The 12,272-nt window shown below is 70.0% G+C and carries 13 protein-coding genes and 1 riboswitch; of the genes, 6 read left to right on the top strand and 7 right to left on the bottom strand.

Annotated features, from left to right (window positions below; genetic code table 11):
• Nucleotides 1-6: 6 nt before the first annotated feature.
• Nucleotides 7-1,014, bottom strand: a complete 1,008-nt coding sequence (locus ABE85_RS21600; protein ID WP_067279509.1) for an XdhC family protein — start codon at nt 1,012-1,014, stop codon at nt 7-9.
• Nucleotides 1,015-1,109: 95 nt separating this feature from the next.
• Here ABE85_RS21600 and ABE85_RS21595 point away from each other — a divergent pair, with 95 nt between their 5' ends.
• Nucleotides 1,110-1,679 carry a CoxG family protein gene (locus ABE85_RS21595; RefSeq protein ID WP_067279506.1) on the top strand — a complete coding sequence of 190 codons (570 nt, stop codon included), beginning with the start codon at nt 1,110-1,112 and terminating at the stop codon, nt 1,677-1,679.
• Between the two features lie 170 nt (nt 1,680-1,849).
• Nucleotides 1,850-2,944 (top strand): acyltransferase, encoded by a 1,095-nt coding sequence (locus tag ABE85_RS21590; RefSeq protein ID WP_067279502.1) that lies wholly within the window; start codon nt 1,850-1,852, stop codon nt 2,942-2,944.
• A gap of 22 nt (nt 2,945-2,966) precedes the next feature.
• Here the strand turns inward: ABE85_RS21590 and ABE85_RS21585 are convergent, their stop codons facing one another.
• Complete coding sequence (locus tag ABE85_RS21585; protein WP_067283301.1) at nt 2,967-3,659, bottom strand: YafY family protein; 693 nt, start codon at nt 3,657-3,659, stop codon at nt 2,967-2,969.
• Between the two features lie 62 nt (nt 3,660-3,721).
• Between ABE85_RS21585 and ABE85_RS21580 the strand changes: the two genes are divergently transcribed.
• Entirely contained in the window at nt 3,722-5,029 is a 1,308-nt protein-coding gene (locus ABE85_RS21580; RefSeq protein WP_067279499.1) for an NAD(P)/FAD-dependent oxidoreductase, read from the top strand.
• A gap of 42 nt (nt 5,030-5,071) precedes the next feature.
• On the opposite strand, the gene ABE85_RS21575 is transcribed toward ABE85_RS21580, so the two are convergent.
• Nucleotides 5,072-5,455: a VOC family protein gene (locus tag ABE85_RS21575; RefSeq protein ID WP_067283298.1), complete on the bottom strand. Its 384-nt coding sequence runs from the start codon at nt 5,453-5,455 to the stop codon at nt 5,072-5,074.
• Between the two features lie 198 nt (nt 5,456-5,653).
• Here ABE85_RS21575 and ABE85_RS21570 point away from each other — a divergent pair, with 198 nt between their 5' ends.
• The 3 genes from ABE85_RS21570 (at nt 5,654) to ABE85_RS21560 (ending at nt 9,153) form a co-directional block, all read left to right on the top strand.
• On the top strand, nt 5,654-6,973 hold the full coding sequence (locus ABE85_RS21570; protein ID WP_067279496.1) for a pitrilysin family protein: 1,320 nt from the start codon (nt 5,654-5,656) through the stop codon (nt 6,971-6,973).
• Nucleotides 6,970-8,382, top strand: coding sequence for a pitrilysin family protein (locus tag ABE85_RS21565; protein ID WP_067279492.1), 1,413 nt, complete (start codon nt 6,970-6,972; stop codon nt 8,380-8,382). Before ABE85_RS21570 ends, ABE85_RS21565 begins: the two co-directional genes overlap by 4 nt.
• Nucleotides 8,362-8,545, top strand: a riboswitch (yybP-ykoY riboswitch). It overlaps the preceding gene by 21 nt.
• Before the next feature lie 29 nt (nt 8,546-8,574).
• Nucleotides 8,575-9,153, top strand: coding sequence for a TMEM165/GDT1 family protein (locus ABE85_RS21560; protein ID WP_067279489.1), 579 nt, complete (start codon nt 8,575-8,577; stop codon nt 9,151-9,153).
• Here the strand turns inward: ABE85_RS21560 and ABE85_RS28125 are convergent.
• The 4 genes from ABE85_RS28125 to ABE85_RS21540 all read right to left on the bottom strand — a co-directional run bounded on the left by ABE85_RS28125 (nt 9,075) and on the right by ABE85_RS21540 (nt 12,249).
• Nucleotides 9,075-9,545, bottom strand: coding sequence for a PIN domain-containing protein (locus tag ABE85_RS28125; RefSeq protein WP_067279485.1), 471 nt, complete (start codon nt 9,543-9,545; stop codon nt 9,075-9,077). The two genes, ABE85_RS21560 and ABE85_RS28125, sit on opposite strands and share 79 nt — an antisense overlap.
• Nucleotides 9,542-9,802: a hypothetical protein gene (locus ABE85_RS28120; RefSeq protein WP_067279481.1), complete on the bottom strand. Its 261-nt coding sequence runs from the start codon at nt 9,800-9,802 to the stop codon at nt 9,542-9,544. Before ABE85_RS28120 ends, ABE85_RS28125 begins: the two co-directional genes overlap by 4 nt.
• A 131-nt stretch (nt 9,803-9,933) precedes the next feature.
• Nucleotides 9,934-11,427 (bottom strand): glycerol kinase GlpK, encoded by a 1,494-nt coding sequence (gene glpK, locus ABE85_RS21545; protein WP_067279478.1) that lies wholly within the window; start codon nt 11,425-11,427, stop codon nt 9,934-9,936.
• Between the two features lie 57 nt (nt 11,428-11,484).
• A complete protein-coding gene (locus ABE85_RS21540; RefSeq protein ID WP_067279475.1) occupies nt 11,485-12,249 on the bottom strand; it encodes a DeoR/GlpR family DNA-binding transcription regulator in 765 nt (254 codons plus the stop codon).
• Nucleotides 12,250-12,272 lie beyond the last annotated feature (23 nt).

Raw genomic sequence — 12,272 nt, 5'->3', positions numbered from 1 at the left:
ACTCCGCTAGACCACGCACCCCGCCTCGTTCCCATCCACCGGCGTCGCGCTGCTGCTGACCTGCACGCCATACCGCTCCGCGGTCATGTGCGCCAGGATCGCCAGCGCGATTTCCGGCGGCGTGCGGGCGCCGATGTGCAGGCCCACCGGGCCGTGCAACCGATCGAGTTGCGCGTCCGTCAGGTCGAAGTGCTCCTTCAGCCGTGCGCGGCGCTTGGCCTGGTTCACGCGCGAGCCGATCGCGCCGACGTAGAACGCCGGGCCGCGCAGCGCCTCCATCAGCGCCAGATCGTCGAGCTTCGGGTCGTGCGTCAGCGCGACGATCGCCGTGTGGCCGTCAGGCTTCAAACGCTGGACGACGTCGTCCGGCATCTCGCGCGTCAGCGGTGCGGCGATCAGCGTCCACGGGTAGTCGTCGCGCGGATCGCAGACCTGCACCTGGTAGTCGAGCGCCAGCGCCATCTGCGCCAGATACTGGCTCATCTGCCCCGCGCCGATGATCAGCAGCCGCCATTGCGGTCCGTGGTGCGTCACCAGTTGCGCGTCGCTCAGGACCAGCCGGTCCGCGCCGTCGCGCGAGTGTTCACCAGGCTCCGCCAGCGAGACCGCCCCGGTCGACCGGTCGAGCGTGCGCAGCACGCGTTCGCCGCGCGACAGCCGCTCCAGCAGCGGCGCGACCGCCGAGTGCGCACCGACCGGCTCCAGCATCAGCTCCAGCGTGCCGCCGCAGGGCAGGCCGAAACGCTGCGCTGCCTCTGCGCCGACGCCGTAGCGGATCAGCTCCGGCGTCTTCAGGGTCAGCGCGCCTTCGCGGATCTTCGCGACCAGGTCGTCCTCGATGCAGCCGCCGGATACCGAGCCGGTGATCAGCCCGTCCGAGCGCACCGCGACGATAGACCCGACCGGCCGCGGCGCCGAGCCCCAGGTCCGCGTGATGGTGCCGAGCACCACGCGCTGGTCGGCGTCTATCCATTGCTGCACCTGGCGCAGCACCTGCAGGTCCATGTTGTCCATGCGCGCACCATAGCGAATTTCGTTCCCGCCTGCGTCGGACCGCGCGCATGCCCGCGCCGCCGCGCGGTCGCGCGGACGGGCCCACAATCCCCCCAATGCCCACGCTCGCCCTCAATGACGATCTCGTCCTGCCCATCCCCCAGGCCCTGGCCTGGAAGACGCTGCACGACCTGACCCTGCTCGCGGACAGCCTGCCCGAGGGCGCCAGCCTCCAGGCCGGCGATGCGCCGGGCGCCTTCGCGCTGTCGCTGCCGGGATTCGAGGGACGCGTGCTGCTGCTCGATCTCGACGCCCCCAGCCGACTGCGCCTGAGCTTCGAGGGTCGCGGGCCTCGCACCGGCGCCGTGACCGGTCAGGCGCAACTGCGGCTGGCGTTGCTCGGCGACGACCGCGCGCTGCTGCACGTGGCGCTCGTGATCCAGGCCGAAGCCGCCACGCCGTCGAAGGTCGCCGGGCTGCAGGCGCTCCGGGCGCGGCTCACGGACTTCGCCGCCGCCGTCGAGCGCCGGCATCCCTCCGACCGCCCGCTGCCGGTGAAAGCGCCCCCCAAACCCTGGCCGCAGCGGCTGGTCGACTGGTACATCGGATGGTTCGCGGCGATCTTCAACGGGACGCTGTTTCCCACGCCCAAGCCGCGTCCGCCGGGCCCCCGTTCGAAGCGCTGAACACGACGCGCGGGCGTCACGCGACCGTCATCTAACATGTGCATCGATGTAACTTGTTGATTTGCTTATAGAATCCGGCGCAATTCAACGGCCACCTTGCGGTGGCCGCTTCGTTTTCCGCCGAAAGCGCCCCTCGAGCGTCGTCGGCGACCGAATCCGCCGACCCCCCGATGGCTTCTCGCCTGTTCCCGCTGGACGCGCTGCGCGCGGCCGCCGCGCAATTGATCGTGCTTCATCACCTGTCGGTCTACGGACCGATCGCCGAAGCCATGCACGGTCTGTTCCCGTTGCTGTCGGGCTGGCTCTACGACTATGGCCGCATGGCCGTGCAGGTGTTCCTGGTGCTGGGCGGCTACCTCAGCGCGAGGGCGCTCTCGGCGCAGGAATCGCAGCTGCGCCGGTCGGCACCGGCCCTGCTGGCGCAGCGCTACTGGCGTCTGGTGCCGCCGTTCATGGCGGCGGTGGGGCTGACGCTGCTGGCGTCGTGGCTGGTCGAGCCGCTGCTGCCGGAACTGGTCCCGACCCAGGTCCACCTGACGCAGATCCTGGCCCACGCGCTGCTGCTGCACGACCTGATGTCGGTCGAGGCGTTGACCGTCGGCGCCTGGTACGTGGCCATCGACTTCCAGCTCTTCGCGCTGCTGCTGCTGGTGATGTGGGCGCTGCGCTGTCTGCCGCTGACGCGCGCGTCGCGGCAGTGGATGGCGCCGGCCGTCGTGGGCGCGCTCTGCGCCGCATCGCTGCTGAAGTTCAACCGCATGGCCGACATGGACGCCTACGCGATCTATTTCTTCGGCGCCTATGGGCTGGGCGTGCTGCTGTGCTGGTGCCAGGGCTGGGCGCCGGCCGCGCGTCGCGCCGGACTGCTGGCACTGGGCGGCCTGATGGTGGCCGCGCTCGCACTGCAGTTCCGGGAGCGTCTGGTCGTCGCCGCGCTGACGGCCGTCGTCATCGTGCTGTGGCGCCGCGGCACGCTGCCGGCGTGGTTCGAGCGGCACGGACAGGGGCCGGTGCAGTCGATGGCGCGTCATGCCTACGCCCTCTTCCTGGTGCACTTCCCGGTCTGCCTGCTCGTGAACGCGCTCTACGAGCACCGGGCCGAGAGTCCCGCGCCGATGCTGGACGCGCTCGCGCCGCTGGCGCTGGTGGCCGCCTGGTTCCTCAGCAACCTGGCCGCGCTGCCCTTCCACCGCTGGATCGAGGCGCCGCTGCTGCGCTGGCGTCCGCGCGCCGCGGTGCTGCCGCAGGGCGTGGCGATCCGCTGATGCCGAGGGGCCCGGCCTCGACCTAGGCCCAGTTCTCGCGCGCGTTCTCGCGCCGCTGCAGGTCGGCGAGCGTCTTGCCCGGCTCGTCGCGGAAGCGCTCCTCCGTCAGCTCGAGCTGCTGCACGCGGTCGACGCGGAAGCTGCGGAAGTCCTCTCTCAGCTCGCACCAGGCCGAGAAGGTCCACACCGGTCCCCAGAAGAAGCAGGCCAGCGGCCGCACGAGGCGCGTGCTGGTCTGGTCGCTGAGGTCGAGGTAATGCAGACGCAGCTTGGTGCGCGACTCGGTGGCCTGGCGCAGGTGCGTGAGGCGCTCCCGCGTGGCGTCGTCGAGGCCGCGTTGAGGCGCGTAGACGGTGAGGCTCTCGGCCGCCGCGCGCGCGGCGCCGGGCAGCACCGCGAAGATCTTGCCGAGCGCCTCCTCGGCGCGCTGCCCGAGCACCGCATCCAGCTGCGGCTGCGCGAGCCGCACGGCGGCGACCAGCGACTGGGCTTCCTCGGCGCTGAACATCAGCGGCGGCAACTCGAAGCCCACCCGCATGCGGTAACCGACGCCCGCCTCGCCGTCGATCGGCACGCCCTGCTGCTGCAGCGCGGCGACGTCGCGGTAGACCGTGCGGATCGAGACCTCCAGCCGCTGGGAGAGGAACTCGGCGGTGGTGAGGCGGCGTCCACGGATGAGTTGGACGATCTGGAACAGTCGGTCGGCGCGGCGCATCGGACGATTGTCAGCCATGGGCATGACCTGTCCAGGTCGTCATCCCCGCTACGATGTGTCGCATGGCTGACCCACATGTTGCGCTCCCCCATGTCGTGATCGTCGGTTGCGGTTTCGGCGGCCTCGAAGCCACCAAGGTCTTCGATGGCGCCCCAGTCCGCGTCACGCTGATCGACCGCAGCAACCACCACCTGTTCCAGCCGCTGCTGTACCAGGTCGCGACGGCCGGGCTGTCGGCGCCGGCCATCGCCTCGCCGATCCGCCACATGCGACGTCACCAGCGCAACCTCACCGTGCTGATGGCCGATGTGGAACGCATCGACAAGGACGCGCGGGAAGTCGTGCTCGCCGACGGGCAACGCTTCGCCTACGACCATCTGATCGTGGCCGCGGGCGCGACGCACAGCTACTTCGGCAACGACCAGTGGCAGACGCACGCGCCCGGGTTGAAGACGCTGGCCGACGCCTTCCAGCTTCGCGCGCGGCTGCTGAGCGCGTTCGAACGCGCCGAGACGCTGCCCGACGCCGACAGCCGCGCGCCGTGGCTGAATTTCGTCGTCATCGGCGGTGGCCCCACCGGGGTCGAGATGGCCGGCACGCTGGCCGAGATCGCGCGCCACACGCTGCGGGACGAGTTCCGCCGCATCGATCCCAGCCGCGCGCAGGTGCTGCTGGTCGAGGGCTCGGACCGGATCCTGGCGGCGTTCAAGCCGGCGCAGTCGGCGCAGGCCCAGGCGCAGCTGGAACGCATCGGCGTGGTGGTGCGGACCGGCTGCCGCGTCGTCGGCATCGACGAGGAGGGCGTGGACCTCCAGACCGCCGACGGCGGCAAGGAACGCATCGCGTCGCGGACCAAGGTGTGGGCGGCCGGGGTGGCGGCGTCGCCGCTGGCGCGCACGCTCGACGTGCCGCTGGACCGCGCCGGTCGCGTGGTCGTCGATGAACACATGAACATCCCCGGCCATCCCGAGGTCTACGTCGTCGGCGACATGGCCGCGGCCACCAGCCTCGAGAAGGACGGCAGCCGCAAGCCGGTGCCCGGCGTGAGCCCCGGCGCCAAGCAGGCCGGCCGGCACGCGGCGCGGCAGATCCTCGCGCGCGTGCAAGGACGCTCGGAGCCGCCGTTCCGCTACAGGGACTACGGCAACCTCGCGACCATCGGCCGCAAGGCGGCGGTCGCCGACCTGGGGACGATCCAGTTCAGCGGCTTCTCCGCGTGGCTGTTCTGGCTGTTCGTGCACGTGTACTTCCTGATCGGCTTCCGCAACCGGGTCCGCGTCTTCGCGGACTGGGCCTGGGCGTACTTCACCTTCCAGCGTCACGCGCGGATCGTGGTCGAGCCGCGGCCCGGCGCACGCGACGAAGCCTGACGCACCCGCTTCCGGTTCCCCGATCAGGGACGTCAGAAGCGTTCAGATGGGGGTGCAGATCTCGACCAGCGTTCCATCTGGACATCGGACGTAGGCCACCACCTGCCCCCACGGCTTCGTGATCGGCGGGGTCAGGCCTTGCGCGCCGGCGGACAGCGCCTGCGCGTAGGCGGCGGGGACGTCCTGCGTGGACAGGCCGATCTCCATGCCCAGCGGCGCGCCGTCCTCCGCTTTCCGGTAGTCCTGGCCGAGGTTGCCGCGCGCGATGTCGTGCCGGGCGAAGGACAGCGTCGTGGCGCCGGTCTCCAGTTCGCCATAGGCGCCGGACTCGTGCAGGAAGCGTCGCCGCAGGCCGAAGGCGCGCTCGAAGAAGTCCAGCGACGCACCCACGTCCTCGACGTAGACGATCGTGTAGGCGAAGTTCAAGGCGCTCATGGCGGGCTCTCCGTGGAAGAACGATGACGAGGGGGCGCGTGTCCCCCGCAGGCGGGGCCTGGTCGTGAGCCGGGCCCCTCGTCGTCCGGTCGCGGCCCCCCGATTCGGGTGGGCCGCCGTGTAGGACGACGTCGCGTCCATCATGCGGACCGGCTGCTGACAGCGGATTGGCAGCTAGGATTGCCGCCCATGAGTGCTCCGACCCCCGAGCCGCAACGGCTGCCCAACGGCCTGCTCTGGCTGGCGCGCCCGGTCGCGGGCACGCAGGCGGCAGTGCGCGTGGTCTACCGCTGCGGCGGTCGCGACGATCCCACCGGCCGCAGCGGCATGACGCATCTGGTGCTGCGACTCGTCGCCGGCGCCAGCCGCAATCTGGAGCCGGGGCAGTTCAACCGGCTGATCGCGTCGGCCGGCGGCCGCAGCGGCCTGGAGATCGACGAGGACTTCGCCGCGCTGCAGACCGTCGTGCCCGCCCACCAGCTCGAACGCGTGCTGTGGGCCGAGGCCGAACGCATGAGCAATCCCCGGCTGGAGCCCGACACGCTCGCCGTCGCGCGGCAGCAGCTGCGCCAGGCGGTGCAGGCGCCGCAACTCAATCCGTATGCGCGGCTGGACCTGGCCGTCCAGCGCAGCGGCTACCTGACGCATCCGTACCAGCGCGGCGCGCTCGGTGATCCGGAGCAGCTCAAGGACCTGGACATCGAGGCCGTGCGCGCGTTCCACGCCGGCCGGTTCGGCTGCGACCGTGCGTTGCTCGTCATGACGGGCGCCTTCGACGAGGCGGCGGTCGCGCGCTGGGTGATGCATTACTTCGGCTCGATCCGCCCGCCGATGCTGCCGGCGTCCACGCCCGCCTCCACGCCCGCGTCGACTTCCGCCACCGCCTTGGTCCCCGAGCCCGGAGAGTTGCGCGAGTCGCGTCGGCCCCAGAGCCAGACACTGAAGCTGTCGCTCGCGCGGGCGCCGCTGCCGGCCGCGGCGCTGGTCTGGCAGGTGCCGCGCGCCGACGATCCGTCGATGCCGACGTGGCAACTCGCGCATGCCCTGCTGGGGCTGGGCCGTTCCGGGCGGCTGACCGACACGCTCGTGGACGAGAAGGCGTTGGCGCATCAGCTCGGCCTTCGGCTGGACGCGCATCGCGACGCGGGTCTGCTGGTCGCGCAGGCGCTCGCGGCACACGGTCAGACCGCCGCGCCCGTGGCGCTCGCGCTGCAGCAGGAAGTCCTGCGGCTGGCCGACGAGCCGGTGACCGACGAGGAACTCAACAAGGCCAAGGCGCTGCTGCGGCGTCAGACGCTGTCGGGCGACTGGACCGCCGACCGCCTCGCGCGGTCGCTCGGCACCGCCTGGGCGGTGCGGGGCGACGTCGGCGCGCCGGCCAAGGACATGGCGGCGTGGACGAAGCTGAGCAGCGCCGAGGTGCAGCAGTTCTGGCGCAAGCAGGTCGTGCAGGCGCCGGTGCTGACGCTGCTGGCGGACATCGGCGCCGCCGCGGGGGTTGCCGCATGACGGTCGATCTGAACCGACGTGGACTGATGCTCGGCACGGCGATCGTGTCGGGTTCGGTGGCCTGGCCGGCGTTGGCGCAGGACGGCTTCGATCGCCCGCCCGAGGCGCCGCCAGTGCCCGCGCCGCTGCCCCTGCCGCTCGAACAGACGAAGCTCGCGAACGGCTTGCGCGTCGTGGTGCTGCCGCGACCCGGTGCGCCGCGCACGGCGGTCCGGCTGATCGGGGAGGGCGGCTGGCTGCGCGATCCGGCCGGCAAGGACGGCCTGGCGGAAGTGGCGCTGTCGATGCTCGCGCAAGGCGCGAAGCGCGACGGCGAGGAGATGGAATCCGCCGACATCGCCTATGCGGGCGATCTGCTGGGACTGCCGCTGCGGTTGGAGCTGACGCCGTCGACGGCGGAGATCGTGCTGGAGGCCTTGCCCGATCAGTGCGACGACGCGGTGAACCTGCTGGCGGACCTGACGCAGCGGCCGCTGCTCGCCTTCGAATCGCTGGAGCACATCCGCAGCCGCGCCATCGATGCGCTGGTACTGCGGCGCGCCGATGCGCTGCTGCTCGCGCCGTGGGCGGCGCGACGGCAGTTCCGCGGCCGCGCGCAGCCGGTGCAGACCTCGGCCAGCCTCAAGCGGCTGAAGCGCGAGGACGTGCTGGCCTTCCACCGCCAGTACTGGCGGCCGGAACGCGCGGTGCTGCTGTTCGCGGGCGATCTGAGCTTGCAGACGGCGCGCGGGTTGGCCGAAGACTTCATGGGGGGATGGCGCGTGGCGAAGGTGCCACCGACCGGTGCGACGCCGGCGGTGTCGCTCCCCGCCGCCGCACCCACGTCGGCGACCGCGCAGTTCCTGCCGCTGTCGCAAGGCCAGGGCTGCCGGCTGATCGTGCAGACGCCGGTGCCTCGTGGCACGCCGCCCGCCTTGCGCGAGTTGGCGCGCACGCTGATGCATCAACGGCTCGCGGCGCGGCTGCCGTGGCCGTGGGAGAGCGAGATGGAATCGCTGGGCGGCGCGCTGTGCTGGCGCTTGAGCGTGACGTTGCCGGTGTCGGCGGTGCCGGACCAGCTCGCGTTGTTGCGCGAGCAGTTGCCGCTGCTCGCGGCCGAGGCGGTGACGCCGGAGGATCTGGCGCTCGCGCAGGCGCTGGCGCAGGGGGACTGCGAGTTCCAGCTTGCCGAAGCGCCGGACGCACTGCTGGCACTGGCGCTGGCGGTGGGGGAGCTCGACGACTGCGTGCAGTGGCCGCAGCGCGTGCGCGCGGTGAGTGCGCCGGTGCTGCAGCTGTTGATGGCGTCCAGCTGGCGCGATACCCGCACACATCTGCTGCTGCTGGGCGATGCCGGCCCGCCGGAGCCGGTGCAGCGCGCGTGGCCGGGACTGACTGCGACTACAATGAAGGCTGTCATTGGGGAGTAGCCGCTGCACCCCGCCCGTCGCCTGACGGGCCGATTCAGCAGACCCGCGTCAACAGACTTGAGCTTTGGCTCATGGCGCGAGGTAGCCAGGAACCCACGGGTTCCCAGCCTGGCGAGACCTTTGACCATGTCCCCGGACTTTTGCGGCCGGCGGCGACATGGTCATTGGTATGTCTCGGCCGCTGAGTCTTTCATGGAAGCCTTCTTCATCTCCACCGGCCTCGTGGCCCTCGCCGAAATCGGCGACAAGACCCAATTGCTGGCCTTCATCCTGGCGGCGCGCTTCCGCAAGCCGGGACCGATCGTGCTGGGCATCCTGATCGCGACGCTGGTCAATCACGCATGTGCCGGTGCCGTCGGCAGCTGGATCACGACGCAGGTGTCACCGCAGACGCTGCGCTGGGTGCTGGGCGTGGGCTTCATCGCGATGGCCGCGTGGACGCTGATCCCCGACAAGATCGATGAAGAGGAGACGGGCGGCAAGTTCCGCCTGGGCGTGCTGGGTACGACGATCGTGGCCTTCTTCCTGGCGGAGATGGGCGACAAGACGCAGATCGCGACGGTGGCGCTCGCGGCGCGCTTCAACGACCTGTGGCCGGTGGTCGCGGGCACGACCTTCGGGATGATGATCGCCAACGTGCCGGCAGTCTTCGTCGGCGACAAGCTCGCGCACAAGATGCCGGTGCGGCTGGTTCACGGGATCGCGGCGATCATCTTTGCGGTGCTGGGGGTGCTGACGCTGCTGGGGGCCGGCGAATCGCTGGGGATCTGATCGACCAGCGTCATCCCCGCTGACTTGGCTGCGCCATGATCGAAAGTCATCGTTCGGGCGCAGCCTTCGCCTGAACAGCGACGCTCAAGCAGGTAGTCCTGGAAGTCAGCCGTTCCCATGACAAATCGATCCACCGCGTCGGCGACCTCGAACTCATGTTCGACGCGTAGGCGAGGGTCCGCAAGCATCCGTCCAACGGTGCGGATGAGGCCGGCCCTTTCCATTTCGTAGGTCTTGCTGAGGACCCACCACAGCTCCATCAGCGCTACGGTGGAGACATAGCCGGGATCTTCCGGAGTGAGAGAACCCAAGAAGCGCCGGGCAACCGCAGTCTGCGGGTCATCCTGGTTCGCGAAGTGGCGAACGAGGATGTTTGTATCGATGCCCTTCATCCGACATGACCTCCCCGGGCACGAATTGCCCGGTTCATGTCCTTGATCGTTACCTTGCGTTTCGGCTTGCCGATCATTCCCTCCAGGCTGAGGGGGTGCTCCTTCGAATAGATCAGATACTCGTGCGGCGCGAGCCTGAGGAACTCCACCCGGTCTCCCGGATTCAAGCGGAGTTCGTCCCGGACGGCGTCGGGAATGTTGAGCACCTGCCCTTCTTCGTACGTGCCAACCTTGACCAGGGTATCCAGTGCAGACATGAAGCTTCTCCTTCAATGGAACAGAAGCTCGCAACTCTAGGCAGACCGATCCTGCTTGGCACTTCCTCAAACTTGTCATTGAGGGGTGAAGACCTGACCCTCTGAATGGGGCCCTCCGAAGAGGGATCCGGTCAGCGCGCCGAGGCTTGCCTCACCGCGCGTTCCCACTGCGCCATGAGCGTCTCGGCGCGGTCGCGCGACATGGTCGGGCGGAAGGTGCGTTCCGTGTGCCAGTTGCGGCCGATGTCGCCGAGGTTGCCGTAAACGCCTGCCGTGAGGCCGGCGAGGTAGGCCGCGCCGAGCGCCGTCGTCTCGATCACCTTCGGACGAACGACCGGGATGCCCAGCAGGTCCGCCTGGAACTGCATCAGCAGGTCGTTCACGCAGGCGCCGCCGTCGACGCGCAGCTCGCTGACCGGCGCGCCACCGGCCGCCACCGCGTCGCGGCTCATCGCCTGCAGCAGCGCCGCGCTCTGGAACGCGATGCTCTCCAACGCCGCGCGCGCGATGTGCGCCACGGTCGAGCCCCGCGTCAGACCCACGATGGCACCGCGTGCTTCCGCGTCCCAGTACGGCGCGCCGAGGCCGGTGAAGGCCGGCACGAACATCACGCCGCCCGCGTCGGGCACGCTCTCCGCGAGGCCTTGCACCTCGCCGCTGCCCTTGATCGCATTCAGCCCGTCGCGCAACCACTGCACCACCGCGCCGCCGATGAAGACGCTGCCTTCCAGCGCGTATTGCGGCGTCGCATCGATCTGCGCGGCGCTCGTCGTGATCAGCCCGTTCGCGCTCGTCTGGAAACGCGGCCCCGTGTGCATCAGCATGAAGCAGCCGGTGCCGTAGGTGTTCTTCGCCATGCCGGCTTCGAAGCAGGCCTGGCCGAACAGCGCGCTCTGCTGATCGCCGCCGATGCCGCCGATCATCAGCGCCGTGCCGAGATGCTCCGGGGCCACGCGCCCGAACTCGGACGCCGACGGCTTCACCTCGGGCAGCAGCGACTTCGGAATGCGCAGCAACGCGAGCAGCTCTTCGTCCCACTGGTTCTCGCGCACGTTGAACAGCATCGTCCGCGAGGCGTTGCTGACGTCGGTGACGTGCACCTCGCCGTTCGTGAGCTTCCAGATCAGCCAGCTGTCGACCGTGCCGAAGGCGAGCTCGCCGCGCTCGGCCGCGTCGCGCGCACCGCTGACGTTGTCGAGGATCCACTGCAGCTTGGTCCCCGAGAAATACGCGTCGACGACCAGGCCCGTCTTCTCCTGGATGCGCGGGCCGTGACCCTGCTCGCGCAGCGCGGCGCATTGCGGCTCGGCGCGGCGGTCCTGCCAGACGATCGCGTGGTGGATGGGCCGGCCGGTCTTGCGGTTCCACACCAGCGTGGTCTCGCGCTGGTTGGTGATGCCCAGCGCCTTCACGTCGGAGGCCTTCAGCGACGCCTTCGTCAGCACCTCGCGCGCGACGGAGAGCTGCGTTTCCCAGATTTCATCGGCATCGTGCTCGACCCAGCCGGGCTGCGGATAGATCTGGCGGAACTCGCGCTGCGCCATCGCGACGATGCGTCCCTGCGCGTCGAAGACGATCGCGCGCGAACTCGAGGTGCCCTGGTCCAGGGCGAGCAGGTAGGTCATGGCTTGTCTCGTTCGTTGTGTTCTTGAACTGCTTCTTGAGCGAACCCTGTCGCGATGCTACGGCGCGACCACGAGCTCCACGCCGGCGTCGGCCATCAACGCGGGGAAGGGCTCCGGCGGCGGCTCGTCGGTGAACAGCGCGTCGATCTGCGGCAATCGGGCGACCTCGGCCATCGCGGGCCGGTTGAATTTGGTCGCGTCCGCCGCGACCCACACCTCGCGGGAGTGCTCGACGATGGTCCGCGCCACCATCACCTCGCGGTAGTCGAAGTCGCGCAGGCTGCCGTCGGACTCGATCCCCGAGATGCCGATCAGGCCGATGTCCACCTTGAACTGGCGGATGAAGTCGACCGCCGCCTCGCCGACGATGCCGCGGTCGCGGTGCCGCACCGATCCGCCGACCATCACCAGCTCGCAGTCCGGGTTGTCGCTCAGGATCATCGCGACGTTCAGGTTGTTCGTGATCACCCGCAGGCCCTTGTGACGCAGCAGCGCATGCGCCACCGCCTCGGTCGTCGTGCCGAGGTTCAGGATCAGCGAGCAGCCGTTGGGGATGCGCGCCGCGATGGCGCGCGCGATGCGCGCCTTGCCGTCGGCTTGCATGGCCTGGCGCTGGCGGTAGGCGATGTTCTCGGTGGTCGACGAGGGCACGCGCACACCGCCGTGGAAGCGCTGCACCAGGCCGGCTTCGGCCAGGCGCTGCACGTCCCGGCGCACCGTCTGCAGCGTCACGCCGAATTTCTCGGCGAGCGATTCCACGCTCACCGATCCATGGGCGCGCACCTCCTGCAGCAGATTGTTCTGGCGAGGGTTCGGATTCATGGCGCGCAGGCTAAAGGAACCGA

Source organism: Mitsuaria sp. 7 (assembly GCF_001653795.1).
Lineage (GTDB): Bacteria > Pseudomonadota > Gammaproteobacteria > Burkholderiales > Burkholderiaceae_C > Roseateles.
This window is presented reverse-complemented; position numbering and strand designations above follow the sequence as displayed.

Bases quoted from the DNA above. Each gene is read 5' to 3' on its own strand.
- glpK (WP_067279478.1), bottom strand. From the start codon at position 11,427: ATGACCTACCTGCTCGCCCTGGACCAGGGCACCTCGAGTTCGCGCGCG.
- ABE85_RS21565 (WP_067279492.1), top strand. From the start codon at position 6,970: ATGACGGTCGATCTGAACCGACGTGGACTGATGCTCGGCACGGCGATC.
- ABE85_RS21585 (WP_067283301.1), bottom strand. From the start codon at position 3,659: ATGCGCCGCGCCGACCGACTGTTCCAGATCGTCCAACTCATCCGTGGA.
- ABE85_RS21600 (WP_067279509.1), bottom strand. From the start codon at position 1,014: ATGGACAACATGGACCTGCAGGTGCTGCGCCAGGTGCAGCAATGGATA.
- ABE85_RS21595 (WP_067279506.1), top strand. From the start codon at position 1,110: ATGCCCACGCTCGCCCTCAATGACGATCTCGTCCTGCCCATCCCCCAG.
- ABE85_RS21560 (WP_067279489.1), top strand. From the start codon at position 8,575: ATGGAAGCCTTCTTCATCTCCACCGGCCTCGTGGCCCTCGCCGAAATC.
- ABE85_RS21570 (WP_067279496.1), top strand. From the start codon at position 5,654: ATGAGTGCTCCGACCCCCGAGCCGCAACGGCTGCCCAACGGCCTGCTC.
- ABE85_RS28125 (WP_067279485.1), bottom strand. From the start codon at position 9,545: ATGAAGGGCATCGATACAAACATCCTCGTTCGCCACTTCGCGAACCAG.
- ABE85_RS21540 (WP_067279475.1), bottom strand. From the start codon at position 12,249: ATGAATCCGAACCCTCGCCAGAACAATCTGCTGCAGGAGGTGCGCGCC.
- ABE85_RS28120 (WP_067279481.1), bottom strand. From the start codon at position 9,802: ATGTCTGCACTGGATACCCTGGTCAAGGTTGGCACGTACGAAGAAGGG.
- ABE85_RS21580 (WP_067279499.1), top strand. From the start codon at position 3,722: ATGGCTGACCCACATGTTGCGCTCCCCCATGTCGTGATCGTCGGTTGC.
- ABE85_RS21590 (WP_067279502.1), top strand. From the start codon at position 1,850: ATGGCTTCTCGCCTGTTCCCGCTGGACGCGCTGCGCGCGGCCGCCGCG.